Here is a 26,712-nt window from a genome sequence, read left to right on the forward strand (position 1 = left end):
GTCACAAAACCGAATCACATATCAAGGGTTTGAATCAGCTCGTTTACCTTTTAACTTTTACATAAGTAACCGGGAGTGTAAAACGTCGAAATATGATTTTGGGTCATACCTGCTGCAGCGTTCAATCTCTGATAACAGTTGTCTGATTTTAAGTACTTTTCAACTATTAATGCTACGTAATCCAGGAATGGTTTGATAAGCTTAGGTTATGTTAATTGGCCTTATTAATCTGATGTTTTTTACGCCATCCTTTGAGATTTAATCCCTATGTTTTTGTTGCTGCTGTATATCTTTATTGCGTTAGGTTTTTCGTTTATTTGCTCTATAGCGGAAGCCGTTATTCTTAGCATTTCCTCAGCATATATTTCTGTACTGGAAAAAAATGGCAATCCTTCAGGATCGTTATTAAAAAAACAAGTCAGTGATATTAACCGGCCTCTGGCGGCTATTCTAAGCTTAAATACTATTGCACATACTATGGGGGCCGCCGGTGCTGGTGCTCAGGCCGCGGTAGTGTTTGGTGATGCTTATTTGGGTATTGCTTCGGCTGTTTTGACTTTATTAATTTTAGTGTTTTCAGAAATTATTCCTAAGACGCTTGGGGCAACGTACTGGCGAAAACTGGCGCCTGCTACTGCATATTTTCTTAAATATCTAATCATCGTATTGTGGCCATTGGTGCAACTGGCACAAAAAATGACCTCAAAAATGCAAGACGAGTCACCTCTAGTTGGTTTAAACAGGGATGAGTTGTCTGCAATGGCGGCGTTATCAATGGAAGAAGGCCAAATAGCAGCCCGTGAGGCTACTGTGATGCAGAATCTCCTGAACTTAAAGCAGCTTAAAGTGCGCCAAGCGATGACTCACAGAACGGTGGTCTTTTCTTTACCTGATACAATGACAGTTGCACAATTTTTAGATAAGCACGCTGACGTTTCGTTTTCACGTATCCCTATCTATGAAGATGGTGAACCTGAAAAAATTTGTGGTTACGTTTTAAAATCAGATTTGTTGCTGGCCTTTGCCCGTGGTAATTCAGACAAGACACTTAAAAACTATCAAAAGGATATGGTCACCATTCTAAGTAGTATGTCTCTGGCTAATGCGTTTTTACCTCTGCATTCGCAACGAGGAAATATGTTACTTATAGTCGATGAATATGGCGGCTTAGAAGGAGTATTAACCGTTGAAGACTTGGTGGAAAGCTTATTTGGAATTGACATTATTGATGAAAGTGATCAGGTTGTTAGCATGCGAAAGTTAGCACGAATATTGGCTAAAAGGCGCGAAAAGAAACGCCTACGAAAGTATGAAAAGACAAACAGTTCAAATACAAAGTAGGGAAATGTGCTGAATATGGGTGAGTTACTCAGATGTACTAATCTAAGCAAAGAATACAGTGACGCAGAGAATACAGTTAAGGTCCTCAAAAATGTGAACTTTGTAATAAATACCGCTGAACAAGTGGCTATTGTGGGAAGTTCTGGTTCAGGTAAAAGTACGTTATTGCATTTACTAGGGGCGTTAGATAAACCTACATCGGGGGAAGTATCGTTTCAACAACAAGATATATTCTCTTTTAACAGTAACCAACAAGCCAATTTTCGTAATCAATCCCTTGGTTTTGTGTATCAGTTTCATCATTTGTTACCTGAGTTTAGTGCTTTAGAAAATGTCGCTATGCCTTTGATGATTGCCAATAAACCACTGAAACTAGCAAATGAAATGGCACTTTCGATGTTAGATAAGGTCGGTTTATCACATAGATACAGCCATAAGCCTGCTGAACTATCAGGTGGTGAACGACAACGCGTAGCGATTGCTAGGGCATTGGTTACTCAACCTAAGTTAATACTGGCAGACGAACCGACAGGAAATCTAGATCAAAAAACAGGTGAGAGTATTTATCAATTGCTCAGTGATTTGCGAGAGCAAATGCAAACCAGTTTTGTGGTTGTAACTCATGATACACAATTGGCAAAAAGGTTAGACCGTTCGCTTAACTTAATAGATGGGCAATTAACTGACGCAGACAGTCAACCCTTGGCGAGTAGTCACTAGTGCATTTAGTTTGGTTGTTGGCATGGCGTTTTCGCACCAATAAACGTCAAAATGGTTTTATTTCGTTCATTTCCGCTTCATCAACTTTCGGGATCGGTTTAGGCTGTTTTGTGCTGATATTATTATTATCAGTGATGAATGGATTTGAAAAAGAATTGAAGGACCGCTTATTGTCCGTTATCCCTCATGCCGAGTTTAAGTCAGTGTCTGCAAGTGGTATCTATAATTGGCCAGCAGAAATCACTGCTTTGCAACAGCACCCTGAAGTGACATTTGTTGAGCCCTATGTAAACGCTACTGGCATGTTGCAAAAAGGCAATAAGATGAAGGCTATCGAGATGACTGCCATAGATCCACTTTATGCTGCTCAGGGGGTTGTACCGAGTTTGCTCACCATTGATCAATGGCAGCAATTTCAAACCGACGAAAACGCCACTTTGTTAGGCATAGGGTTGATGAATAAACTGGATTTAAGTATCGGTGATAAAGTTCAGATTTTACTGCCACAGTTGTCTACTGATTTAAGCTTAAGTGCCCCGAAAACACTGAGACTCAATATTATTGCTAGTTTAGATATGGGCGGTGAATTGAGTAATCATATCGGTTTTATGCATATGTCGCTTGCTGCGCAGGCTCAGAATATTGAGCATGGAGCACAGGGGATACGCTTAAGATACAAAGATGCATTTATGGCCAGAGATTTGACTCGACAAATTGGATACCAGTTATCACCGGAAGTCTATATGTCAGATTGGACAATTAAAAACGGAAATCTATATCAAGATATTCAATTAGTGCGAGCAGTAGTGTATATCGCATTAATACTCGTTATTGCTGTGGCGTGTTTCAATATAGTGTCTACGTTAGTCATGGCAGTAAATGAAAAACAAAGTGAAATCGCGATGCTAAAAAGTATGGGGGCAAAAAATCGCCTCATTATAGGTGTGTTTATGTTGCAAGGAACCTTTAACGGTCTAATTGGTACGGTGATTGGGGTACTGTTAGGGGTTTTGATGGCAAGTAATCTGCCTGAAGTAGCACGTTTTTTAGAAGATATATTCCAAGTGCAGTTTTTGTCCGGTGATGTCTATTTTATCGATTTTTTACCCTCTGAATTAAATTGGAATGAAGTGTTACTTACGGCTTTCATAGCGATACTTTTAAGTGTTTTGGCAACTTTATATCCTGCCATTAAGGCCGCTAAAATTAATCCTGCTACAGTGCTAGGACATTGAAATAACATGACTAAATTGACAATAAAAGTAAAAAACTTAGAAGTGACCGAACAAAAGAGTTGGGCTGCTGGGGTACCAGCAGTATTGTCTGCCTATAAAAATGTGACTAGCAAAGTCGGGCCTTTTAAAGGGACTAAACTGTTAACCAAACTAAATCAAATTGAAGGATTTGATTGTCCAGGTTGTGCTTGGCCAGATCCATTATTAAAACGAGCAACCTTTGAATTTTGTGAAAATGGTGCAAAAGCCGTCGCAGACGAAGCAACCCTAAAGCGGGCAACAGCGGCATTTTTTGGTAACTACAGTATTGACGATTTAAAAACCAAGTCTGATCGTTGGTTAAACGATCAAGGACGTTTAGTCGAACCTTTATATTTGGCTGAGGGGGCTAAGTTTTATCAGCCTATCAGTTGGGAAAAGGCTTTGAATTTAGTTGCCAACGAGTTAAAAGAACTCGAATCACCTGACCATGCTGCTTTTTATACTTCTGGGCGAACCAGCAATGAAGCGGCGTTTTTATACCAATTATTTGTTCGGCAATTTGGTACGAATAATCTTCCAGATTGTTCCAATATGTGTCATGAATCTAGTGGGGTAGGCTTAACTGAAACTATAGGTATAGGCAAAGGCAGTGTTTCTCTCGATGATTTAGAAAATAGCCAAGCAATATTCATATTTGGTCAAAATCCTGGTTCAAACCATCCGCGAATGTTGAGTTCATTGCAAGCCGCTAAACGTCAAGGCGCAAAGATAGTTGCGATCAACCCAATGGACGAAACAGGTTTACAACGTTTCAAGAATCCACAAGAAATAGAAGGGGTCATAGGTTCAGGTACCGCATTAAGAGATCTATATCTACCGGTTAAGATAAATGGTGATGTGGCTTTCTTAAAAGGTTTGTGCAAAGTGTTAATTGAAAGAGATGACGCTGGCCAAGAAGTGTTAGATAAAGACTTCATCACAATTTATTGTAGCGGTTTTGACAAGTTTAAAGAGGATCTCTTAGCCGCATCTTGGGACGATATTGAGTTGCATAGTGGTTTGACTCAAATTCAAATCAATCAAGCTGCAGATATTGCTTGTGCCTCCCAAAAAACCATATGTTGTTGGGCAATGGGAATGACTCAGCATAAAAATGCGGTGGCTAACATCCAGTTGATGACCAACTTCTTAATGTTGCAAGGCAATTTAGGGAAACCAGGTGCCGGTGTATGCCCCGTGCGCGGACATAGTAATGTGCAGGGCGATCGCACTATGGGTATTTGGGAAAAACCCAGTGATTCTTTTTTAGATGCCTTGCAGCATACATATAACTTTAAGGTGCCAAGAGAATATGGTTATGACGCTGTCGAAACTGTTGAGGCGATGGCCCAAGGTAAAGTTAAGGTGTTGTTCGCCTTGGGTGGTAATTTTTATCGTGCCATGCCTGATCACCAGTTAACAAAACAAGCACTAAGCCACTGTGAATTAACGGTGCAAGTTTCGACTAAATTAAATCAATCACACCTATATACCGGTAAAAATGCCTTGATTTTACCGGCCTTGGGTCGCACCGAAATCGATCGGCAATCTTCGGGTATTCAAACCGTCACCGTAGAAAATTCTATGGGAGTAGTACAAACATCCCACGGTAAAATACCGCCAGCCTCAGACTACTTAAAAAGTGAAATAGCCATTTTAGCTGAGTTAGCATTGTTAACTTTACCCAACAGTAAAATTAATTGGCAGCAAATGCGAGACGATTATAAATATATTCGCGAAGGCATTGAGCAGGTGATCCCAGGATTTGAAAATTTCGAGCAACGCATCCAACAATTGGGTGAGTTTGAATTGCCAAATGCCGTTAGAGATGAACGTAAATTTTCAACGTTAAATGGTAAAGCGAATTTTATTGTACATGATATCGAGTCGGTTAAGGTACCGAGAGGTTGCTTATTAATGATGACAATCCGTAGTCATGATCAATTTAATACCACAATTTATACTAACAATGATAGGTATCGTGGAATACACGGTAGTCGCAGAGTTGTTTTTGTCAATGTTGATGATTTAAATGATTTGGGTTTAAAGGATGGGCAGCAAGTCAACATTCATAGCCATTGGCCAAATGAAGACTCAAAAATCAGAACGGTAAAACAGTTTACTGTGGTGAAGTACCATATTCCCAGAGGTTGCGCTGCTAGCTATTATCCTGAAACTAATGACTTGATCCCGTTAAGTAGTGTGGCAGATAAAAGTAATACACCCGCATACAAATCAGTTGTGATCAGTTTAGAAGCGATATAGATATTAAATAAACGTTATTGATTCACAAAATAGCGACTGCAGAAAATCTCGGCATTGGAATGTTTTTCTGCGATCGCTATATGTTTTTATTCCGTTAACTGTTTAGGAATCGGCGCGCCCCATAAATTTGCTTTCAGTTGTATTCACTTTGATTTTTTCCCCTGAAGCGATGTACTCAGGCACCTGAACAACTAATCCTGTGGATAGTGTAGCGGGTTTAGTGCGGGCACTGGCTGATGCACCTTTAATTGAGGGATCAGTTTCTGTGATTAACAAATCTACCGAAGCGGGTAGTTCAACGCCCACTGGTTTTCCCTCAACCAATAAAATTTGTAAACCTTTAGTATCTTCAGTGATAAATGGTAGTTCATCACTGATGGTTGCCGAGTTTAAAGGATAAGAGGAGTAATCTTCGTCATCCATAAATACATATTCATCGCCATCAACGTAAGAAAAACTGACTTTATTGCGGTGAAAGTCGACTAGATTGAGCACTTCATCGGCTTTAAAACTCTCATCTGCTTTAGCTCCAGTGCCTACTTCATATAAGCGCATTCTATACAAGCTGGCACCCGCTCTGCCACTAGGAGTCAACTTATTAATGTCTTTGACTAAATAGGTTTTTCCATTATGTTCAACGGCGGCATTCTTTTTGATTTCACTAGCTTTTGGCATCGTATTGACCCTTAATAATTTTGCGGCAAAAATAACATGAAATCTAAGCGAGGCAAAGGTCGTTGTTGTTGATGATAAGCAATTTCCGCTCGTTAGTTGCTATGCTTTTTGGCATAATCCATGGCTATTTTTTGAATCCTAATTATTCCTTAAGGCAATATGTCGAAAACATCTCACTTGTTTGCAGCCGATGGCAAATTATCTGAAGCCATAGATGGTTTTGTGCCGCGCCAAGCGCAAACTGACATGGCAGTTGCCGTGGAAAGCACTATTAAGAACAAAGCGCCCCTTATTGTTGAAGCTGGAACAGGAACAGGTAAAACCTTTGCTTATTTAGCACCAGCGTTGTTGTCTCAAAGAAAAACCATTGTTTCGACAGGGACAAAAAATTTACAGGAACAGTTGTTTCATCGTGACTTGCCATTAATCAAAAAGGCGTTAGGGTCCAATGGTAAAACAGCTTTGTTAAAAGGCCGTGCTAATTATTTATGTTTACATCGATTGCGACAGCATAGTGGCAACACCAACCTAATTGACAGACAAACTTTAACCGAACTTACGCAAGTACGAGAGTGGGCATCAACTACCAAAACCGGTGATATGGGGGATATGAAGACCTTGGCAGAGGACGCTAAAGTGTTGCCTTTTGTTACCTCTACTGCTGATAACTGTTTAGGTAAGGAATGTTCTGATTACGAAGATTGTTATATGGTTAAGGCGCGTCGTAAAGCGCTAGATGCAGACGTCGTTGTGGTTAATCATCATCTGTTTTTTGCAGATATGGCATTAAAGGATACGGGGTTTGGAGAGCTGATACCTGAAGCTGATGTGGTAATATTTGATGAAGCTCATCAAATACCTGATATTGCCAGCGAGTATTTTGGGGAGACGTTTTCGAGTAGGCAAATGCAGGATATTAGTCGTGATGTTGAAGTGGTTTACCGCACCGTACTCAAAGACGCGAAACAACTTCAAAGTGCTGCTGAAAAATGCAAAATGATTGCTGCGGATTTACGTATTCTATTCCCTGAAAATCCCACCAAGGGTAATTGGCGTCAAATGTTGTCCCGTGAAGATGTACAAACACAAGTCTTTAAATTGACCGATAGTCTAGAAGTATTTTATGAAGTGCTTAAATTACACCTGGGTCGCGACAAAGATTTAGACAGTATTTTTGAGAGAGTGTCAGAAATAAAAGGAAAGTTGGCGTGTTTAACTGATGTAACTCAATTGGGTGTCAGCCTGTGGTACGAAACCACAATGCGGCATATAGTTTTGCATCTAACTCCACTAAGCATATCCCAAAAATTTGCTGATTTTATTGCGGAGCCAAAACGAAGTTGGGTTTTTACGTCGGCGACCTTGATGGTTGACGGTGGCTTTAAACATTTTCAGAAACAAATGGGTCTAAATAATGCCACGACTTTGTCTTTGGATAGCCCATTTGATTATCCTAATCAAGCCATGTTGTGTGTGCCGCGATTTTTACCAGAACCCAATGCGCGTGAAATGCGCGCGACTTTATTAGATATTTCTATCCAACTTGTTAAAGCGAGTCGTGGTCGCTGTTTTCTATTGTTCACTAGTCATGCAACGTTAAATGCCATTGCTGAACAACTCAAAGATAGAATCGATAATCCTATTTTGGTACAAGGCTCGACAACCAAACGGGCATTGTTAGAAAGTTACATTGAAAACAAAGACGCGGTGTTGTTAGGTACGGGGGCTTTTTGGGAAGGTGTGGATGTGCGAGGCGATGATTTAACTTGTGTTTTAATCGATAAGTTACCTTTTGCATCCCCAGATGACCCATTGTTACAAGCTAGAATTGAAGATTGTCGCAAAAATGGTGGAAACCCATTTGCTCAATTACAAATTCCTCAAGCTGCCATCGCTTTAAAACAAGGGGCTGGGCGTTTGATACGTGACGAAACTGATAAGGGGGTGTTGGTAATATGTGATAACAGATTGGTGACAAAAGACTATGGGAAAATTTTTATGGGTAGTTTACCTGATATGCATCGTACTCGAGACTTACCAAAAGCATTAGATTTTTTACAACAAATAAACAGCGATACAGATGAAGTAGAGATTCAATCATGAAAATTTTAGTTATCGATACCGCAACTGAAGCGTGTTCCGTAGCGCTCGAGGTTAATGGACAGGTATATAGTCGTTTTGAAATTTGTCCACAACAACAAAGTCAACGTATCTTGCCGATGATTGATGAGGTGTTAAAGGAAGCAAATTTAGGTATACAGGATGTTGATTACCTAGGATTTGGACGCGGTCCAGGCAGTTTTACTGGCGTGCGTATCGCAACCGGTGTGCTACAGGGATTAGCACTAGGTACAGGTCATAAAGTGGTTGGTATATCGACTTTGGCGGCAATGGCTCAGCAAGCCTACATGCAACATCAGTGTGAACATGTCACGGCTGCTATCGATGCTCGAATGTCTGAAGTGTATTTTGCACAGTTTAAACTAGAACAAGACGTCATGACACTTACAGGAATTGAACAGGTTATTTCACCTTTACAAGCTTTGGAAATACTTGGGCAAAATCCTAGTTCATGTGGATCCGCGGTAGGTACGGGTTGGCAAGCCTATTCTGATTTAAATATGTTTGAGGGAATACAGCAACAAGCCAGTATTCTGTATCCAGATGCAAAGTATATGCTTGTGTTGGCTAAGCATCTAATTAAAAACGGTTATTCAAGCGATGTAGAAGAAATCGAGCCGGTCTATTTACGTGACAAAGTTACATGGAAAAAATTGCCAGGAAAAGAGTAGCTATTAACTCAATAATCTTGGAACGATTCTTGTATCGGCTTTCAGGTGTGTTCTGGGGTCGAATTCAAAATAGCCCTAAAATATTGGTTTTCATTGTGGTTTAAGATTAGGAAAAGTGGTTGAGTTTAGAGTCGGTATCAACATTAAAAACATCTGATATACCCCGTTCTTCACGGGATAAACCCCGTGTCGCTAAATCAGATAGTAATCACAATGAAGAGCAATCTAGTCCGAAAGCTTCGATTATTCGTGCCGGCGATAATGACAGTTTCGAAAAAGCGGCGTCGTTTAAACAACAAAGCAATACAATTTCTGGCAATAGCTTAAATGAAAAGTCTGCGATTGCCGCTTATGAAAGCGTAGCTAAAGAGCAGCAACGTCAAGGCATCCAATTGCTGTTAGGTGTTGACACATTCGTTTGATGTATTCGTTTATTTAATAGATATCAAAATAACATTAAAATTCAGTCACTGTTCAGTTACTATGGATACCATAATATTTGAACTTTCTAAGGATCATTATGAATACTCGTATTTGTGCACTATTAGGCGCTATTTTTCTGGCTGGTTGCTCAACATTTCCAGAGAAACTTCAGCTCGAAGATACAACGCAGTTAGTTATTTATGAAGATGCGGCCTCAAAGGCTGAGGAATCTAAAGGTAAGATGATACGTTGGGGCGGAGCGATTGCTAAAGTCGAAAACAAACAAGATAGCACAGTTTTTGAAATGGTTTATTATCCGTTAAATGGTTATGGACGTCCTATTTCAGGGGAAGAAAGTATGGGGCGATATCGTATCCATGTTAACGGTTTTATGGATCCCATGGTTTATAAAGTAGGACGATTAATGACCTTTACGGCCGAACTAAATGGTTTGGAAAAAGGCTTAGTAGGAGAGCATGAATATGTATTCCCTACGGCTAAGGTTAAGAGTTATTATTTGTGGAAAAACGTGCAGCGTATTGATGTAAGTAGTGTACACGTTTGGCCTTATCAATATTGGTACGGCCATTATCCACGCCCTTACACAAGAGGTTTATATATTCGCGGTAGAAGTGGAAACAGTAATCACGGTGTGAAGGTGAACCGTCCTAGTGGTGCCACTACCTATCCAAAACCTATCAAAACTCAGGGCGACACAAAGTAGTTATAGTGTGTAGGTATAGTGTGACTCAATCAAGGAGCGGAAATGAAAACTTTTAAGGCAGCAGTAATCAGTTCTGTGGTACTTATTGGGTGCACAAGTATTCCTGATGAATTACAAATAGGCAATCACGCACAACTAATCAGTTTTACCAATGTGTCGGATGAGTCCGTGGGTGAAACTGTGAGGTGGGGCGGGGTTATTACCGAGTTAAGCAGGCAAAACGGTGTGGTTAAAGGAACAGTCACACAATACCCGCTCGTTGAATCAGGGCAGCCCACGTTTTCACTTGGAAGTGGTGGAAGTTTTATTGCTAATTTTGAAGACGTAAATAGCTTACAATCAGGAACCATACTTACCCTTGTTGGCAAAGTAGAAGAAGTCAGCAATCCCCATCCAGGTTTAAGAGTGACTCAGGTGGTTACCGTAAAAGCAGATGATTTTTACGTCTGGGATAGCTTTTCTAGGACTGACAGTAAAATTGCAGATGGTGACGATCCTGCTTTTATAGAACGAGATGCGTGGGGATGGTCATTGCAAAGTCAGAACCGCGATGAAAGAGAAAGGTTAGAACGAAAACAACAGAAATAATTTATCGCTTTTTCTTGTTATCAAAAAATTAGTATTACCATTGAATGGTAGATATTTGCCATAAACGGCAAGTTTTCTACCTAAAAGCGGCAGATATTTGCCGTTTTTTTATGTTTAAAAAGGAAGCACGGTGCAACACAATCTTGAATTCTCCCTCTCCAATATTGTGCTTAGAGGGATAGGTTATGGCGATCCAAACAAACCAATGATTTTAGCCTTACATGGATGGTTAGATAATGCCGCAAGTTTTAACCCACTTTCTGAGTATCTGAATGATTTTTATATAGTGGCTTTAGACTTAGTCGGTCACGGCTTATCTTCCCATAGAAGTGATGGGGCACATTATCACCTTATTGACTTTCCTTATGATTTGCATGAATTGGTGGAATCCCAAGGTTGGCAATCATTTATTTTGATGGGACATTCAATGGGGGGGATCATAGCTACGATTTATGCCAGTTGTTTTCCTGAGTATGTGAGCCAACTCATCTCTATCGAGTCTTTTGGACCTATGACTAAAGATACACAAAGTAGTCCAACACAACTAAGGGAGTCTATTCTTAGTCGCTTAAAGGCTCAGAGAAGTGCAGCTAAACACCCAAAAAGTATCGAGCGTACAATAGAAGCCAGAGCAATGGTGGGAGATATTAATTTGGAGTCGGCTAAATTGTTGATTACACGGAATATCCGTGAAGAAAATCACGAATTGTTTTTTACCACAGACAGACGACTTCGAACCTTTAGTTCACTTAGAATGACAGAGTCACAAGCTGAAGCATTTATGCGTAATATTCAATGCCCAACTCTAGTAATAACAGGAACAAACGGATACCAATCAATGCGAACGGCATTAAACAACCGGTTGGATTGGGTTAAAAACTTAAGCATGGTCGAATGTGAAGGATTTCATCATTTACATATGGACAATCCTCAACCAGTTGCAGATGAAATAGCGCGTTTTTTGAACGATAATTGAACTGGTCTTAGTTGTTAAACACTTGTTGATTTATCTTTGGCTAGGCTTTAGTTAGAATTGCGCGCTGTTTTACGTATTTACAATAATTTGTCTTTTGCATTTTTAGATAGATGCTTAAAGAGCAATTGCCTGGAGGCACAGTGGAAAAAATCTGGTTGAAGCATTATGACCCTAAGGTTCCTGTCGAAATCGATCCTGATCGTTATTCTTCTATAGTTGACATTTTTGAACAATCAATCGAAAAATATTCAGATAACGTTAGCTATATCAACATGGGAAAGAGCATTACTTTTGCACAATTAGATCGGCTGTCTCGTGACTTTGCGGCATATCTACAACACTCTGGATTGAAGAAAGGCGATTCAGTGGCCATTATGATGCCTAATCTCATTCAATATCCTGTAGCGCTATTTGGTGTTTTACGCGCTGGAATGACGGTGGTGAATGTTAATCCTTTATACACCGCCAGAGAGTTACAGCACCAGTTATCTGATTCAAACACTAAAGCCATAGTGATTGTCGAAAACTTTGCCAGTACCTTAAGTGAAGTTATTAAAAATACTGCAGTCGAAAAGGTGCTACTAACGTCTATAGGAGATATGTTATCGCCCCTTAAAAGAGTCGCGACCAACTTTGTCATAAAACATGTTAAAAAGATGGTGCCGTCCTTTGATTTGCCGGGAGCAGAAAAGTTTAATGAAGCGCTTAAGCAAGGCCATAAACAAACCTATCAGAGACCCAACATAAATGGTGATGATCTCGCATTTTTACAATATACCGGTGGTACAACTGGTGTATCTAAAGGGGCGATGTTGACCCATAGAAATATCGTTGCGAATTTGGAACAAACATCAAATATTTTAGAGAATGTCATTGATCTTGGGCAAGAGTTCGCGGTCACTGCATTACCTCTTTATCATATATTCGCTTTGCAGAGTAACTGTTTAACCTTTGTAAAATTTGGCTGTCCTAATTTGTTAATCACTAACCCTAAAGACATGCCAGGGTTTGTTGCTGAGTTAGCTAAGTACCCGTTTACTGTGATTACTGGAGTGAATACGCTATTTAACGGGCTACTGAATACACCTGGCTTCGCGGATCTTGATTTTAGTCGACTAAAGGTGTCTTTAGGTGGTGGAGCGGCGGTGCAAAAGTCGGTCGCAGAGCGTTGGCATCAGACGACTGGAAAAGTCTTACTTGAAGGTTATGGTTTAACCGAGTGTTCACCTGTGGTAACCGTTAATCCGCCTCATCTAGAGGCCTATAAAGGGTCAATAGGCATGCCGGTTCCGTCTACTGATATCAAACTGGTTGACGAAGAAGGTAAAGAAGTGGCTATGGGGGAAGCCGGCGAAATGCTGGTAAAAGGGCCTCAGGTAATGAAAGGATATCTGAATCGCCCTGAAGCGACCGAAGAAATGATTGTCGATGGTTGGTTAGCCACGGGGGATATTGCTACCTGCGATCCTCAAGGATATTTTTACATTGTTGACCGTAAGAAAGATATGATTTTGGTCTCAGGATTTAACGTCTTTCCTAATGAAATTGAAGAGGTAGCAGCCTTGCATAGTGATGTGATAGAAGCCGCCGCTATCGGTGAGTCACACGATGTGTCTGGGGAAATTGTTAAATTAGTCGCGGTACGCAGAAACGATGAGTTATCAGAAAAAGACTTAATCGACCATTGCCGTCAACACTTAACTGGTTATAAAGTACCTAAAAAAGTTGAGTTCATAGACGAGCTTCCTAAAAGTAATGTTGGTAAGATACTCCGTAGAGAACTAAGAGATAAATAACGCTAACTAATTTTTACCTGTAAGTGTAAAAGGCCGGCTGTAGTCGGCTTTTTTACGGGTAACGAGATTAATAATTTGGGAATCCATGGAATACAATTTTATTACCAATAATCAGGCACTCGCAGATTTTTGTCAGCAAGCGAGTCAAGCAGAGGCTATTGCAGTGGATACGGAATTTGTTCGAACTCGGACTTTATATCCGCAGTTGGGCTTAATTCAGATGTATGACGGTAAACAATTGGTTTTGGTTGACCCATTAACCATAGATGATTTTTCAAGTTTAGAAGAATTGTTAACTAATCCAAATGTAGTGAAAATATTACACTCTTGTTCAGAGGATTTAGAAACTTTTTGGCATGCATTTAAGGTCATGCCTAGTCCCGTTTTTGATAGTCAATTTGCAGCAAGTATAGTAGGGATGGGGCCGGCTTTAGGCTATGCCAAATTAGTAGAAAACATGCTGAATATAACAGTAGATAAAGGGGAGTCGCGCACAGACTGGTTAGCACGCCCGTTACGTGAAGAACAATGTGATTATGCGGCTAAAGACGTATTATATTTGCTACAACTGTACCCTGAGCTTAAGTCTCGTGTAGAAGCGCAGAATAAACTTCCTTGGGTGTATGCTGAAATAGCGCACCTAGCGACCAAAAAGCAAACTCCGTTACCACTCGATTCCGTTTATTTAACAGTGAAGAATAACTGGAAGTTATCAAATAAAGCCTTGTTAATTTTAAAAAAATTGGCGGCTTGGCGAACCCAAATCGCTAGGCAGCGTGATATGGCTCTAAATTTTGTAGTGAGAGAGGAAAACTTAGTTGCAATTGCAATCCAACAACCAACTAGTAAAAATGAACTACGAGCTATTCAAGGTGTTAATCCTCATGAAGTGCGGATACACGGCGATGCTTTGCTAACTATTGTCGCCGAATGTCAAAACCTTCCGGAGAAAATCTATCCACCCAGAGTGAAACGATTGAACGATATTGAAGGCTATAAAAATACGGCCGCTAGTGTTAAAAAGGTTTGTCTTACTATTGCTGAAAAATACGCGCTTCCCCCAGAGTTAGTGGGCTCTAAGAAACAAATTAATCAATTACTCAAATGGTGCTGGTTTGAACAGGACGAAACTAGGGAGATGGGGTTAAAGCCGGACCTGTTGAGTAGTTGGCGTTTTACGCTTTTTGCTAAGGAACTGATAAATATTCCCTCTCTTAATTTACCCAATACTCTGCTTCAGGAAAATGCTTAATGTTGTGTGCGGTATACAAAAGTAGTAAGAAACAAGAAACCTATTTGTATGTTCAAGGAAGAGACGATTTTTCAAGAGTACCAGAGGCGTTGTTAAAAACATTTGGTACGCCTGTTTTTTTGATGATTATGCCCTTAAAGAAGGAGCGTGAACTCGCCCGAGTGGATATAAATAAATTACGCTTAGAGCTTCAAACGAAAGGATATTATTTGCAGCTTGCTCCTCCCGTAGACAATTTACTTAAAGCCCACCTGCAACAAAATAAAGCACAGTAGTATGATGAAATTTATATATAAGCCATTGATTATTACATTAGTTTTAATTAGCCAAAGCTTGAATGCTAAACCTAGCTTTGAAGTATATTTAGCTAATTTAAAGCTAGAAGCAGTAGGACAGGGTTATACCAATGAATTTATCGAAGAAGTGTTTACAAATGTCAGTTACCGAGAGAAAACAGTCGTAGCAGATAAAAATCAACCAGAAACTAAATTGACTTTGGATAGGTACCTGGCCACGCGGGTTCCAGACTGGAAAGTTAAGAAAGCTGTTGATTTGATGGAAAAACACCAAGTGATATTAAATCGTGTGGAGCAGCAGTTTGGCGTGCAAAAGCGTTTTATTGTGGCTCTTTGGGGGAACGAGAGTAATTTTGGTAAAATTACGGGGACACACTCAGTGATTAACTCTCTGGTAACCTTGGCCTATGAGGGAAGGCGAGAAGCTTTGTTTAAAAAACAATTGTTTGCAGCATTAACTATACTCAAACAAGGGCATGTAAAAAAGGAGGATTTTCTAGGCTCATGGGCCGGTGCTATGGGGCAGAGTCAATTTATGCCTACCTCATTTTTAGACTATGCAATCGATTTTGATAACGATGGTCGCAAAGATATATGGAACAATACAGCTGACGTTTTTGCTTCAATAGCTAATTTTCTAAAATCAGAAGGGTGGAGTGAAGATATCACTTGGGGACGTCAAGTGAGTGTGCCAGACAATTTTGACTTTAATGTAGCTGGATTACAATCATCTAAAAAACGCCTTTTAGCGCATTGGCAAAAACTTGGGGTAAGGCGTTATGATGGTCAAGACTTACCCCAAGTAGGCCTAAAGGCATCATTGATCAACCCAGACGGAAAGAATGGCCGACTGTATCTGGTTTATGATAATTTTCATACTTTAATGAAATGGAACCGTTCGAGTTATTTTGGCATTTCAGTGAGTTATTTGTCAGACCGTATTAAAAAAGGATCGTAAAGGGATGTTTGAATATCAACATATTGATAGTGAAGGTAAGAGTATTGACTTACCAGTTGGTAAAATTGTCTGTGTTGGAAGAAACTATCTTCAGCATATAAATGAACTGAACAATGCCGTTCCAAGTATGCCATTGTTGTTTATTAAACCCACCACCGCGTTATGTGAATTAACTCAATCGGTCGTTATTCCTAAAAATTTAGGCCCTTGTCACAATGAGCTAGAAATAGCCGTGTTAATAAAAAAACCACTGTCGAAAGCGACAACACAAGAAATTACAGCGGCGATTTGGGGCGTCGGCTTAGGTTTAGACCTCACTCTAAGAGACGTGCAAACTGCATTAAAAAATCAAGGACATCCATGGGAACGTGCAAAAGCGTTTGATTCGAGTTGTCCAATGTCGCAATTTGTGAATATAAATGAGGTTGAAAAATTAACCGCTTTAGACTTTAGTTTACATGTGAATAACGAATTGAGACAGCTTGGCAACAGTCAAGACATGTTGTTTTCTATTTTAGAATTAGTGGCTAATATTTCTAACACTTTCACTCTGTTGCCTGGGGATATAGTGATGACTGGTACGCCAAAAGGTGTGGCACCATTGTCTGTGGGTGATGAATTAGAAATAGAATTAAAAGGACACTTTTCTATTGAGACGGATGTTATATAGATAATGGCATTTACATACGAATTCATAGTAGACCCTGCGAATAAAATACTCATTTGTGAAGTTTTCGGAGAGACACAGGAAATAGTCGATCTTGAGCATATGTTGAAAACAGTAGTGAAAATGGCGGGCAAAAATCAGGTAAAGAATGTTGTGCTTGATAGCACACAGTTCAAATTACTGTTTTCTACTGCACAAATGGCTAAATTATTAATAACGGTTCAGGAAAACGGCTGGTTAGGCGGGTTAAAGGTGGCGCGGATAGTGAATACTGAAATCAATATTGAAAACGTTGTTGAAGTTTTGGCTGAAAGCCTGTCCTTGTCGGTCAAAAACTTTGAAACAAGAAGTGAAGCAATGCTTTGGTTATTGTTTGATAAACTGAGCGATTAGTAAACATGGGCGTTAAACACTGGAAAAACTATGCATAAGTACTGGGAAACCACGTCATTAGAACAGATGTCAGACAAAGAGTGGGAAGATATTTGTGATGGTTGTGCAAAATGCTGTTTACATAAATTCATCGATGATGAAAATGCGACCCAGCCAGCTACTACCAATGAAATAAACTTAGGTGAAAAAATTCACTACACCAATATTGCCTGCAACTTATTAAATACTAAAACTTGCTCTTGTACTCAGTATACACAAAGGACCAAACTTGTACCTGAGTGTGTCAAATTAACCAAAAGCAACCTCCAAGACATATTCTTTATGCCTCCGAGCTGCAGTTACAGACGACTTTACGAAGGCAGAGGATTACCTAGTTGGCATCCTCTATTAAATAAAAACAAAAAGTCAGCTATGCATAAAGCAGGTATGTCAGTTCGTGGCAAAACCGTATCGGACAAGGATGTAGATCTTGAAGAATTCGAAGATTTCATCGCGTTATGGCCGGTTGAAGACTTAGACTAACGATTAGTTAGCTATTGTTGTCTAGGTGTTTAAAATCCACTTTTTCTGCTGATATGCCTGCGTCTGGATCGTTATACACTTCAATATCGAGTTCGCTTTCACTTTTAGCCACTATACAAGCCACCATACAGTCACCCGTAACGTTAACGGCGGTTCGGGTCATATCAAGTAAACGATCTACACCAATGATAAGCGCGATGCCTTCAACGGGTAAATTTACCTGCTGTAGCACCATTGCAAGCATTATCAGGCCCACGCCAGGTACACCTGCGGTGCCTACCGACGCAAGAGTGGCTGTGAGGATCACCATCATATAATCACCTAGACTTAAATCTACGCCATATACTTGAGCAATAAACACTGTCGCTACGCCTTGCATAATTGCGGTGCCGTCCATATTGATGGTTGAACCGAGGGGAACCGTAAAAGAGGCGACTGAGCGTTTAACTCCAAGCTTACTTATTGCGGTTTCCATAGTAACCGGTAACGTCGCGCTACTGCTTGACGTACTAAAAGCGAACAATGCCGCATCTCGCATTTTTCTAATTAGATTTAATGGGCTCAAACCACTTAGAGTTTTTAGAACAATGGGATAAGTAACAAATGCATGAACAAACAGGGCAAAAAGAACCAAAAGAAAATACTTGAGTAAGCTCGCTATAGTGTCAAAGCCTATAGTGGCAAAGAGTTTAGCCATTAATACAAACACACCATAAGGGGCAAGGTTCATCAAAATAGTCACTAGTTTCATTATGACGGCACTTAAATCTTCGAACACTGACGTTAGCCTTTTACCTGCATCCCCAGTCATGGCCATAGATATGCCGAAAAGTACCGCAAAGACTATGATTTGCAACATGTTGCCTTCGGCCATTGCATTAATAGGGTTGGTAGGCATCATGTTTATGATCACTTGTCCTAGCGAAGGAGCTTCTTTAGCAATGTAATTAGACTCAGAAACTAAGTTTAACCCTTCACCTGGTTTGATTAACAAAGCAAAGGTAACAGCTAGACTGATCGCCAACGCAGTGGTAAAGATGTAGAGCAATATCGATTTTCCTCCCAATCGCCCTAATTTAGAGGGATCAGATAAGCTCGAAGTGCCGCACACTAAAGAAACAAAGACTAATGGTACAACCAGCATTTTCAAACTGGCGATAAATATACTTCCCACTACATTAAATATACCTTCGACTAAAAGTGTATACGTTGAAACATGCAAGCCGAATACACTAAAGGAAAAATCTCCGCTATCATCAAACAACCATTGTAATAAAGCTCCGATAATTATTCCGGCGATCATGCCGATAAAGATACGAGCGGTAAGTCCGAGTTTTTGTGGTGTGGGTTTTTGTGATGACAAATTGATTGAAGTGGTCATGAAAATCCTAAGCTTTATTTTTGTTTAAAGTCGCAATTATTTAGTGCTATTGAATTGGGCTATCTAATCTAACCTACGCCTAGGTTAGCAAGATTGTCGTTCAAGCTGAACTATTAAAGTGAATTTGCCATCACAATATGGCTAATGTGTATAGGAAAGGTATATGATTTTACGTTTTAGAACGCTGTTAGGATTTTTGGCTTTACTGAGCCTATTTTCTTGTGGAGGCGGGGGAGAGATTTCACGTGATGATAGTGGAACGAGTACTGGGGGAGGCACCGTTAACGTTACCAGAAATGTAGAGTTGGAGTTCGCTGACGCCAATGGTCAGCCTTCGAAAGATTTAAACGAGTCAAATCCTTTAACTTTGACAGCCACTGCTATCGATTCAAATGGCGATCCTGTCGCTGATACCTTGATTACCTTTACTTTTCAGCCTGAAGGTCTAGCTGTATTTGGCAATGACTCTGGCACAGCTTCGACCGGTAGTGACGGCGTTGCTACTATTGATATTCTTGTGGGAGAGAACTCAGGTGACGGTGTCATAGTTGCTACTTTAAGCTCTGGTGAAACAGATGAGACTACCTTCAAATCATCAGGCTCATCACAAAATGGAGTTCCAGCATCAATCGAATTGTATGGTAGCTCCACACAATTAGCGTCAAGCGGGTCGGATGAAATTGAGTTAATTGCACAAGTCAAGAATGCGAATAACGTCCTGCTTGAAGGCGTAGCTGTAACTTTTTCAGCCAATTCTTCTGCTAGCTTACAAATAACGCAAGGTACCACCGGAGAAGACGGCACTGCGAGAGCTTTGCTCGGTACACAAAATAAGTCGGAAAACCGTGTCATAACAGTAACCGCGTCCGTATCAGGTTTAGCTGAACCAAAATCACTAGATGTTCACGTAGTAGGTACCTCAGTGTCAGTAAATGGACCACCTACCGTGATTGTGGGAGAGACAGCAACATTTACAATTTTTCTTTCTGACTTTGACGGTATAGGTATCGCTAATCAAAGTGTTCAAGTAAGTTCAACACAAGGCAATACAATAGATGCTCCAACATTGGTTACTGATGGAGAAGGCCAAGTGATTGTTAATTATACTGCCACTAATTCTGGTTTGGATGAGATTATCGCATCTGCGTTAAATACCAGTGCTAATTTAAATGTCAGTGTTCAGCAGGACCAATTTAGTTTTACCGAAGTGTCTACAACAGATATTCCTCTGGGTTCAGCAAGCAATATAGAACTAACCTGGCTAAAAGATACTATCCCATTTGCAAATGGCGCAATAACACTAACCACCACAAGAGGAACACTTTCGACTAGTAGTGCAACCACCAATTCCGAAGGTAAAGTCAACTTTCAAATTCAATCAAATAACGCGGGTAGGGCAATTGTTTCTGCACAGGGCGTTGATTCTAGTGGTGAGACTCCGGTCTATGTCAATGTCAGTACCGAAGTGGAATTTGTTGCGACCCAAGTCAATAACATTATCTTGTCGGCCAGTCCTAATTCTATTGGTCCAGCTGGGCAGAAAAGTACCATAACTGCGGTATTGCGTGATGCAGCAGGAAATTTAGTTAAAGGCAAAACGGTTAACTTTAATAATGATGATGTCAGTGGTGGTGAGATTTTCCCTGCGTCTTCAGTGACTGACAGTAATGGTGTGGCGTCAACTGTTTACACATCTTCAAGTGTAACAACAGAAAATGGCATTACTATTTCTGCGACAGAGCCTGACTCCAATATTGTAGCTAGCGTAAATTTAACGGTTGCCGACAGATCCCAGTTTATTTCAATCGGTACTGGTAATACGATTTCATCACCGGATGAAACCAGTTATTTGAAAAAGTTCACAGTATTTGTCACAGACGCTAATTCTAACCCCGTTGAAGGTGTTGAACTCACTGTAACCGGAACACCTGTAAAATATTCAGAAATTCTTGAGCCTAATGCTGAGCCTGGAGAAGCCAACTATCAAGCTATTCGCCCCGCATTTTACAAAGGTTATTGGGTTCCTTATCCGAATCAAGAAGATTTCGAATTCTGGACAGCAGTCCGAACCATTGGTTGTGCTAATGAAGACGTTGATGACGATGCAATTGAAGATCAAAATGAAGATATCAATGGTGATGGTGAGTTGACACCAGGTAATATCTTGTCGATTGACGGTAATATTGTCACAGATGAAAATGGCCAAGCGATTATTGAGTTACGTTATGCAAAAACATTTGCTGCTTGGGGACAGGTCAAAATAACGGCGAGTACACCTGTATCAGGAAGCGAATCTCAAGCCAGCCAGTTTTTCATCTTGTCGGCATCATCTACCGACTTACGAGAAGAAGCCACGCCTCCAAACACCAATCCTTTTGGTAATGGCTTAAATTCAGTTGAAGATCCTAACAACCCAGGTACCTTCATCGATGATGGTGCAAACCTGACTTGTGAAAATACCTTATAGTTAATTAAGTAGCCAGCTCAGTTTGTTGAGCTGGCTAAATTGACTGGGTGTTTTATTTTAGATTTGTTGAAACGGATATACCGAGCCTAAGTGCAAAATTTGAGTTAACTCATCTAGCGCCGTTCTTGATTCAATTAATAATTGTGGATCACTTAAATCATTAACGTGTAATGTTTCACGATAATGTGTATCTACCCAATTATTTAAACGTTCAAACTGTGCATCGTTAATTAAGGTATGTTGATTGACAGCAGCATGCTCTTTTTCTGTCATAGCCACGCGAAGACGCAAACATGCGGGCCCGCCACCATTGCGCATACTCTGTTTTACATCGTGATAATAAACATGTTTGATTGGTGTGTTTTGTTGCACTAATTTATCTAAATAATTGGCTACTGCTGGATTCTCTTTGCAGTCGGTTGGCGCTATTATTGCCATGTCGCCGTTAGCTAAACTAATAATTTGAGTATTAAATAGATAGCTCTTAATCGCATCTTGGACACTCACTTCAGAGGTTTTTACACAAATAAAATGTAACTCATCTTTGCCAAATTTTTGTTTAATGTTGGCTAACGCTTGTTCTGATTGATAAAAAGCCTGTTCGTGGAAAAACAACACATTTCGGTTGCCCACTGCTATCACGTCATTGTGAAATACGCCTTGGTCAATGAGGTCAGGATTCTGCTGCACGTAAACTACATTATCATCATTTAGTCCATGTAACCTGGCCACAGCTTGACTTGCTTCAAGGGTCTGCCGAGCGGGAAACTTCTTTGGTGCTGGTTTACTGGTATCGAATGCGTGGCGTCCATACACAAAGAGTTCTAAACCAGCTTTGCCATATTCACTACAAAGACGAGTATGATTGGCTGCTCCTTCATCACCAAAATGTTCATTGTCTGGCAAATGTTCATGATGAACAAAATGTTCGCGATTCGCAAAGGTCGCCTTGAGGATTTTCCCGGTGACTTCAGGCTCTAAAGAACGATGATACTTATTCGTTAAATTTGCAGGAGTGAAATGAATTTTGGTATCGCTAGTATCGGCGCTAGGCGAAACAGTTGCAGCGTTAGCAGTCCACATGCTAGAGGCTGAGCAACACGCTTGAAAAATAGCCGGTGCTTGTTTTGCTGCTAGGGATAAAACATTAGCGTCGGTTCCGCTAAACCCCAATCTACGTAATGATGCGATGTCAGGACGCTCCTGTGGCGCTAGAACACCTTGAACCATACCGAGGTCAGTTAGGGCCTTCATTTTCTTTAAGCCCTGCTTAGCGGCCTGTTTAGGGCTGCTTGAGGCACTCGCATTATTTAACGAAGCAACGTTTCCATAGGATAACCCCGCATAATTATGGGTTGGTCCAACTAAACCATCAAAATTGGCTTCAAATTGTTTCATTTTTACCTCACAGTTAGATATTTCTCGTCAGCTTTTGAGCCCTATCTGCTCCACTTTTTTGACTTGAAATAACCTTCAAATTACGAATTGCTGAGCATTATACTGTTTTTGTTTGCCGTGCCAATGCAGCTGTATAAAAAGTAAACAGTGAAAGTGACTCTAAAAAAAAGAATATTGGATAAGTATGAAGAAGAACTTGTTTTATATTCATTTTGTCGATATATGTTAAAAAGCAATTTAAAGAGGTGAACCTGAGGTTATGTCCACCTTGTTATTAAAAACCTATAAAAATCAAAGGTTAAAACCAATATATGGCAAAGCATCTAGTCATTGTCGAATCACCGGCAAAGGCAAAAACGATTAATAAATATCTCGGTAAAGATTTTATTGTAAAATCTAGTGTCGGGCACGTTCGGGATCTTCCGCATAAGGCTGTGGGCAAAGTTGCGCCTAAAAAACCAGCAAAAGAACTCAAACTTCTCTCAGAAAAAAAGCGCGAAAACTATTTGCGTGATTATGAATATAAAAAGTTAGTTGATCGCATGGGGATCGATCCTAAAAATGATTGGCAAGCTCATTACGATGTACTCGAAGGCAAAGAAAAAGTTGTTAACGAACTCAAAAAGTTGGCAAAAAATGCTGACACTGTTTATCTCGCAACGGATTTGGATAGGGAAGGGGAAGCGATTGCTTGGCATTTACGCGAGCTAATCGATGAACCAGGAAAAGAATTTCAGCGTGTGGTTTTTAATGAAATTACCAAAAACGCCATTCAAGAAGCATTTGCCCATCCCGGAGAATTAAATATCGAGATGGCAAACGCACAACAAGCTAGACGTTTTCTAGATAGAGTCGTGGGTTTCATGGTGTCACCGCTACTATGGAAAAAGGTAGCAAGAGGCTTGTCGGCCGGACGTGTACAATCGGTAGCAGTGCGACTGGTAGTTGAGCGTGAAAGAGAAATTAAAGCCTTTGTACCCGAGGAATTTTGGGACTTACACGCAGACCTAACCACTGCAAAAAATACCAATTTGCGGATGCAAGTAGTTAAAGAAAGTGGCGCCGCTTTTAAGCCTAAAAGCAAAGCCCAGACCGATAAAGTGGTTAACCAACTTGAAGGTGCAAATTTTCAAGTCGTAAGCCGCGAATCGCGACCGACCCAAAGTAAACCTTCGGCACCGTTCATCACGTCTACTTTGCAACAATCAGCCAGTACCCGTTTAGGTTTTGGTGTGAAAAAAACCATGATGATGGCGCAGCGATTGTATGAAGCGGGTCATATTACCTACATGCGTACTGATTCAACCCATTTGGGAAAAGAAGCGGTAGACAGTTGTCGTGATTATATAAGCGATAATTTTGGCAATAATTATTTGCCAGAAAATCCAATTAAGTACGGAAGCAAAGAGGGAGCACAAGAGGCTCACGAAGCAATTCGTCCTTCGAATGTGTTACTTAAGTCAGAAGCCATTGCTGATGTAGAACGTGATGCGCAACGCTTATATGAGCTGATTTGGCGACAATTTGTAGCCTGTCAGATGACACCTGCTAAATACGATGCAAGTACCATTAGAGTGAAAGCGGGTGAATTTGAGTTAACTGCAAAAGGCCGTGTGTTGAAGTTTGATGGTTGGACTAAAGTTCAAAACCCACAACGCAAAAAAGGTGATGAGGATTTATTACTACCTGATGTGAAAGAAGGTGAGAGTCTTGCACTTAAACAGTTAGATCCTAAACAGCACTTCACTAAACCTGTGGCTCGATTTAATGAAGCTTCTTTGGTTAAAGAGTTGGAAAAACGTGGTATCGGGCGACCGTCTACCTACGCCAGTATCATCTCTACGATCCAAGATCGCGGATATGCTCGAATTGATAGTAAACGATTCTATGCCGAAAAAATGGGAGAGATTGTAAACGACCGTTTGATGGAAAATTTTGACGACCTTATTGGTTATGATTTTACCGCCAATATGGAGCAGCAACTCGATGAAATTGCTGAAGGAAGAGCCTCATGGAAAGGGGTGTTAGACGATTTTTATGTGGATTTTGAGCAGAAATTACATGTTGCTGAAAAAACGCCTGAAGAAGGCGGTATGCGTTTAAATCAGGCTATTCCCACTGATATTGAGTGTCCTAAATGTGGGCGTCCAATGAATGTTCGAACCGCTAGTACTGGTGTATTCTTAGGTTGCTCTGGATACAGTTTGCCACCTAAAGAGCGCTGTACAGGCACCATGAATTTAACCTCTGGTGATGAAGTCATCAAAGTTGATGATGAAGAAGAATTAGAAACCGAAGTATTACGTTCAAAACGCCGTTGTAATGAATGTGGTACAGCGATGGATAGTTATTTGGTTGACGAGTCTCGTAAGCTACACGTATGCGGAAACTCCCCTGCGTGTGAAGGTGTTTACGTAGAAAAAGGTACCTTTAAAATTAAAGGTTACGAAGGCCCTATTCTTGAGTGTGATAAATGTGGCTCAAATATGGAGCTGAAAAATGGCCGTTTTGGTAAATATTTTGGCTGTACTAACGAAGAATGTAAAAACACTCGTAAGTTACTTCGAAATGGTGAAGCTGCACCTCCTAAAGAAGATCCTACCGACTTGCCAGAATTAGAATGTGTTAAATCTGATGCGCATTTTGTGCTTAGGGATGGCGCTTCCGGTATTTTCCTGGCGGCTCATAATTTTCCAAAATCAAGGGAAACAAGAGCTCCACAGGTAGCCGAATTGGCTAGATTTAGAGACCGAATATCACCTAAATTTCATTACCTGGCCGATGCCCCAGCTAAAGATCCAGACGGCAACCCAACTATTGTGCGTTATAGTCGTAAAACTAAACAACAGTACGTGATGTCAGAAAACGAAGAAGGCAAAGCGACAGGTTGGTCTGCATGGTGTACTGATGGAAAATGGAAAGCTGAAGATAAACGCAAGAAACCCAAAAAGTAATTTAGTGGTATAGCCTCTATTACGGCAGCTTATGGCTGCCGTATTGTTTTAAACTTTATAAAATGGCATTCAATTATGGCCCTCTCTTTACAAGAACAATTACTCAAAGCCGGATTAACGGATAAGAAAAAAGCGAAACAAGTTCGACAGCAAAAAAGTAAACAAGCTAAGGCTCAAAAGAATCACAACTTGGTTCAAACCAATGAAGCAAAATTAGCCGCTGAAAAGCTGATTGAAGCGAAAAAAGCTAAAGATCGTGAACTCAATCAAAAAGCCAAACAAGAGGCGGATAAAAAGGCCTTAGTCGCACAAATAAAACAGTTGATTGAAGCCAACAAACAACCCAAGTTTGCAGGCTCAAAACGAGAAGATGAAGTGGTGTGTAATTTTACTGACGGTACCATTATTAAACGTATGTATGTCAGCCAATCCACGCAAAAACAAATTAGCCAAGGCAAATTAGCCATAGTGAAGTTGGATGATGGTTACGAGCTAGTTCCCATGCCTGTTGCCAATAAAATATCAGAAAGAGATGAATCCATAGTGGTGTATAGGGCAGATAACATCAGTGAAGCGGATCTGAAAAGCAGTGAAGAAGACGATTGGTACGCAGATTATGATATTCCAGACGATCTAAATTGGTAAATGATTTATACCCTAAACCTAAAGCTGTATTGAACAAAGCAGCTTTGGGAAAATTATTGCCTGCACTCGTAACTGCCATCAATTGTAACTAAGCAACGCCAAAACTATCACTGAAGTTATTTCCACCACTCGCCTTGCTTTTAAATAGTAAACAAAAATATAACTCAAAATTAGTTACAAAAAACTGAGGCTTTTCAAACTATTATGCTTTTGAATAGCTGTG

The 26,712-nt window shown here is 40.3% G+C and carries 23 protein-coding genes; 20 read left to right on the top strand and 3 right to left on the bottom strand.

Features of this window, described 5'->3' with window-relative positions; all coding sequences use genetic code 11:
- Positions 1–267: 267 nt before the first annotated feature.
- Genes KO534_RS04805 through KO534_RS04820 form a run of 4 tightly spaced genes read left to right on the top strand, consistent with a single transcriptional unit; the run spans position 268 to position 5,582 of the window.
- Positions 268–1,341, top strand: a complete 1,074-nt coding sequence (locus KO534_RS04805) for a CNNM domain-containing protein (protein WP_215927871.1) — start codon at positions 268–270, stop codon at positions 1,339–1,341.
- 15 nt (positions 1,342–1,356) lie between these two features.
- Positions 1,357–2,061: a lipoprotein-releasing ABC transporter ATP-binding protein LolD gene (gene lolD, locus KO534_RS04810; RefSeq protein ID WP_215927874.1), complete on the top strand. Its 705-nt coding sequence runs from the start codon at positions 1,357–1,359 to the stop codon at positions 2,059–2,061.
- Positions 2,061–3,296, top strand: coding sequence for a lipoprotein-releasing ABC transporter permease subunit (locus KO534_RS04815; RefSeq protein WP_215927876.1), 1,236 nt, complete (start codon positions 2,061–2,063; stop codon positions 3,294–3,296). Before lolD ends, KO534_RS04815 begins: the two co-directional genes overlap by 1 nt.
- A 6-nt stretch (positions 3,297–3,302) precedes the next feature.
- Positions 3,303–5,582: an FdhF/YdeP family oxidoreductase gene (locus tag KO534_RS04820; RefSeq protein ID WP_215927888.1), complete on the top strand. Its 2,280-nt coding sequence runs from the start codon at positions 3,303–3,305 to the stop codon at positions 5,580–5,582.
- Between the two features lie 102 nt (positions 5,583–5,684).
- Here the strand turns inward: KO534_RS04820 and efpL are convergent, their stop codons facing one another.
- Complete coding sequence (efpL, locus tag KO534_RS04825; RefSeq protein WP_215927890.1) at positions 5,685–6,257, bottom strand: elongation factor P-like protein EfpL; 573 nt, start codon at positions 6,255–6,257, stop codon at positions 5,685–5,687.
- Between the two features lie 159 nt (positions 6,258–6,416).
- Here efpL and KO534_RS04830 point away from each other — a divergent pair, with 159 nt between their 5' ends.
- From KO534_RS04830 to KO534_RS04890, 13 genes are all read left to right on the top strand, one after another.
- The gene (locus KO534_RS04830; RefSeq protein WP_215927892.1) at positions 6,417–8,360 is read left to right on the top strand and encodes an ATP-dependent DNA helicase; all 1,944 of its coding nucleotides are present in this window, start codon (positions 6,417–6,419) and stop codon (positions 8,358–8,360) included.
- On the top strand, positions 8,357–9,049 hold the full coding sequence (gene tsaB / locus KO534_RS04835) for a tRNA (adenosine(37)-N6)-threonylcarbamoyltransferase complex dimerization subunit type 1 TsaB (RefSeq protein WP_215927895.1): 693 nt from the start codon (positions 8,357–8,359) through the stop codon (positions 9,047–9,049). The genes KO534_RS04830 and tsaB overlap by 4 nt, the downstream gene beginning before the upstream one ends.
- A 119-nt stretch (positions 9,050–9,168) precedes the next feature.
- The gene (locus KO534_RS04840; protein WP_215927897.1) at positions 9,169–9,471 is read left to right on the top strand and encodes a hypothetical protein; all 303 of its coding nucleotides are present in this window, start codon (positions 9,169–9,171) and stop codon (positions 9,469–9,471) included.
- 98 nt (positions 9,472–9,569) lie between these two features.
- Positions 9,570–10,196 carry a Slp family lipoprotein gene (locus tag KO534_RS04845; RefSeq protein ID WP_215927899.1) on the top strand — a complete coding sequence of 209 codons (627 nt, stop codon included), beginning with the start codon at positions 9,570–9,572 and terminating at the stop codon, positions 10,194–10,196.
- Between the two features lie 42 nt (positions 10,197–10,238).
- Complete coding sequence (locus tag KO534_RS04850) at positions 10,239–10,784, top strand: Slp family lipoprotein (RefSeq protein ID WP_215927902.1); 546 nt, start codon at positions 10,239–10,241, stop codon at positions 10,782–10,784.
- Positions 10,785–10,914: 130 nt separating this feature from the next.
- Complete coding sequence (locus tag KO534_RS04855) at positions 10,915–11,760, top strand: alpha/beta fold hydrolase (protein ID WP_215927904.1); 846 nt, start codon at positions 10,915–10,917, stop codon at positions 11,758–11,760.
- Between the two features lie 140 nt (positions 11,761–11,900).
- A complete protein-coding gene (gene fadD, locus KO534_RS04860; protein WP_215927906.1) occupies positions 11,901–13,556 on the top strand; it encodes a long-chain-fatty-acid--CoA ligase FadD in 1,656 nt (551 codons plus the stop codon).
- A gap of 85 nt (positions 13,557–13,641) precedes the next feature.
- Complete coding sequence (gene rnd / locus KO534_RS04865) at positions 13,642–14,808, top strand: ribonuclease D (RefSeq protein ID WP_215927908.1); 1,167 nt, start codon at positions 13,642–13,644, stop codon at positions 14,806–14,808.
- Complete coding sequence (locus KO534_RS04870; protein ID WP_215927910.1) at positions 14,808–15,083, top strand: YcgL domain-containing protein; 276 nt, start codon at positions 14,808–14,810, stop codon at positions 15,081–15,083. The genes rnd and KO534_RS04870 overlap by 1 nt, the downstream gene beginning before the upstream one ends.
- Before the next feature lies 1 nt (position 15,084).
- Complete coding sequence (locus KO534_RS04875) at positions 15,085–16,062, top strand: lytic murein transglycosylase (RefSeq protein ID WP_215927913.1); 978 nt, start codon at positions 15,085–15,087, stop codon at positions 16,060–16,062.
- 4 nt (positions 16,063–16,066) lie between these two features.
- Complete coding sequence (locus KO534_RS04880) at positions 16,067–16,732, top strand: fumarylacetoacetate hydrolase family protein (RefSeq protein ID WP_215927915.1); 666 nt, start codon at positions 16,067–16,069, stop codon at positions 16,730–16,732.
- Positions 16,733–16,735: 3 nt separating this feature from the next.
- Complete coding sequence (locus KO534_RS23370) at positions 16,736–17,122, top strand: hypothetical protein (protein WP_252731961.1); 387 nt, start codon at positions 16,736–16,738, stop codon at positions 17,120–17,122.
- A 30-nt stretch (positions 17,123–17,152) separates the two neighbouring features.
- On the top strand, positions 17,153–17,644 hold the full coding sequence (locus KO534_RS04890; RefSeq protein WP_215927918.1) for a YcgN family cysteine cluster protein: 492 nt from the start codon (positions 17,153–17,155) through the stop codon (positions 17,642–17,644).
- Positions 17,645–17,651: 7 nt separating this feature from the next.
- On the opposite strand, the gene KO534_RS04895 is transcribed toward KO534_RS04890, so the two are convergent.
- Entirely contained in the window at positions 17,652–19,025 is a 1,374-nt protein-coding gene (locus tag KO534_RS04895; RefSeq protein ID WP_215927928.1) for a dicarboxylate/amino acid:cation symporter, read from the bottom strand.
- A 163-nt stretch (positions 19,026–19,188) separates the two neighbouring features.
- Between KO534_RS04895 and KO534_RS04900 the strand changes: the two genes are divergently transcribed.
- Positions 19,189–21,492: an Ig-like domain-containing protein gene (locus KO534_RS04900; RefSeq protein WP_215927930.1), complete on the top strand. Its 2,304-nt coding sequence runs from the start codon at positions 19,189–19,191 to the stop codon at positions 21,490–21,492.
- 57 nt (positions 21,493–21,549) lie between these two features.
- Here KO534_RS04900 and astB read toward each other — a convergent pair whose 3' ends face one another.
- On the bottom strand, positions 21,550–22,890 hold the full coding sequence (gene astB / locus KO534_RS04905; protein ID WP_215927932.1) for an N-succinylarginine dihydrolase: 1,341 nt from the start codon (positions 22,888–22,890) through the stop codon (positions 21,550–21,552).
- Positions 22,891–23,201: 311 nt separating this feature from the next.
- On the opposite strand from astB, the gene topA reads away from it, so the two are divergent.
- On the top strand, positions 23,202–25,844 hold the full coding sequence (gene topA, locus KO534_RS04910) for a type I DNA topoisomerase (RefSeq protein WP_215927934.1): 2,643 nt from the start codon (positions 23,202–23,204) through the stop codon (positions 25,842–25,844).
- 75 nt (positions 25,845–25,919) lie between these two features.
- On the top strand, positions 25,920–26,489 hold the full coding sequence (locus KO534_RS04915; protein WP_215927936.1) for a DUF2058 domain-containing protein: 570 nt from the start codon (positions 25,920–25,922) through the stop codon (positions 26,487–26,489).
- The last annotated feature ends 223 nt before the right edge of the window (positions 26,490–26,712 follow it).

This window comes from Paraglaciecola arctica (assembly GCF_018861065.1).
GTDB classification, from domain to species: Bacteria; Pseudomonadota; Gammaproteobacteria; order Enterobacterales; family Alteromonadaceae; genus Paraglaciecola; species Paraglaciecola arctica_B.

Excerpts from the sequence above, each read along its gene's own strand:
- KO534_RS04830 (WP_215927892.1), top strand. The coding sequence starts at position 6,417 with ATGTCGAAAACATCTCACTTGTTTGCAGCCGATGGCAAATTATCTGAA.
- KO534_RS04880 (WP_215927915.1), top strand. The coding sequence starts at position 16,067 with ATGTTTGAATATCAACATATTGATAGTGAAGGTAAGAGTATTGACTTA.
- KO534_RS04915 (WP_215927936.1), top strand. The coding sequence starts at position 25,920 with ATGGCCCTCTCTTTACAAGAACAATTACTCAAAGCCGGATTAACGGAT.
- KO534_RS04805 (WP_215927871.1), top strand. The coding sequence starts at position 268 with ATGTTTTTGTTGCTGCTGTATATCTTTATTGCGTTAGGTTTTTCGTTT.
- KO534_RS04875 (WP_215927913.1), top strand. The coding sequence starts at position 15,085 with ATGATGAAATTTATATATAAGCCATTGATTATTACATTAGTTTTAATT.
- tsaB (WP_215927895.1), top strand. The coding sequence starts at position 8,357 with ATGAAAATTTTAGTTATCGATACCGCAACTGAAGCGTGTTCCGTAGCG.
- KO534_RS04850 (WP_215927902.1), top strand. The coding sequence starts at position 10,239 with ATGAAAACTTTTAAGGCAGCAGTAATCAGTTCTGTGGTACTTATTGGG.
- efpL (WP_215927890.1), bottom strand. The coding sequence starts at position 6,257 with ATGCCAAAAGCTAGTGAAATCAAAAAGAATGCCGCCGTTGAACATAAT.
- KO534_RS04820 (WP_215927888.1), top strand. The coding sequence starts at position 3,303 with ATGACTAAATTGACAATAAAAGTAAAAAACTTAGAAGTGACCGAACAA.
- KO534_RS04845 (WP_215927899.1), top strand. The coding sequence starts at position 9,570 with ATGAATACTCGTATTTGTGCACTATTAGGCGCTATTTTTCTGGCTGGT.
- topA (WP_215927934.1), top strand. The coding sequence starts at position 23,202 with ATGGCAAAGCATCTAGTCATTGTCGAATCACCGGCAAAGGCAAAAACG.
- astB (WP_215927932.1), bottom strand. The coding sequence starts at position 22,890 with ATGAAACAATTTGAAGCCAATTTTGATGGTTTAGTTGGACCAACCCAT.
- KO534_RS04900 (WP_215927930.1), top strand. The coding sequence starts at position 19,189 with ATGATTTTACGTTTTAGAACGCTGTTAGGATTTTTGGCTTTACTGAGC.
- KO534_RS04895 (WP_215927928.1), bottom strand. The coding sequence starts at position 19,025 with ATGACCACTTCAATCAATTTGTCATCACAAAAACCCACACCACAAAAA.
- KO534_RS04870 (WP_215927910.1), top strand. The coding sequence starts at position 14,808 with ATGTTGTGTGCGGTATACAAAAGTAGTAAGAAACAAGAAACCTATTTG.
- rnd (WP_215927908.1), top strand. The coding sequence starts at position 13,642 with ATGGAATACAATTTTATTACCAATAATCAGGCACTCGCAGATTTTTGT.
- KO534_RS23370 (WP_252731961.1), top strand. The coding sequence starts at position 16,736 with ATGGCATTTACATACGAATTCATAGTAGACCCTGCGAATAAAATACTC.
- lolD (WP_215927874.1), top strand. The coding sequence starts at position 1,357 with ATGGGTGAGTTACTCAGATGTACTAATCTAAGCAAAGAATACAGTGAC.
- KO534_RS04890 (WP_215927918.1), top strand. The coding sequence starts at position 17,153 with ATGCATAAGTACTGGGAAACCACGTCATTAGAACAGATGTCAGACAAA.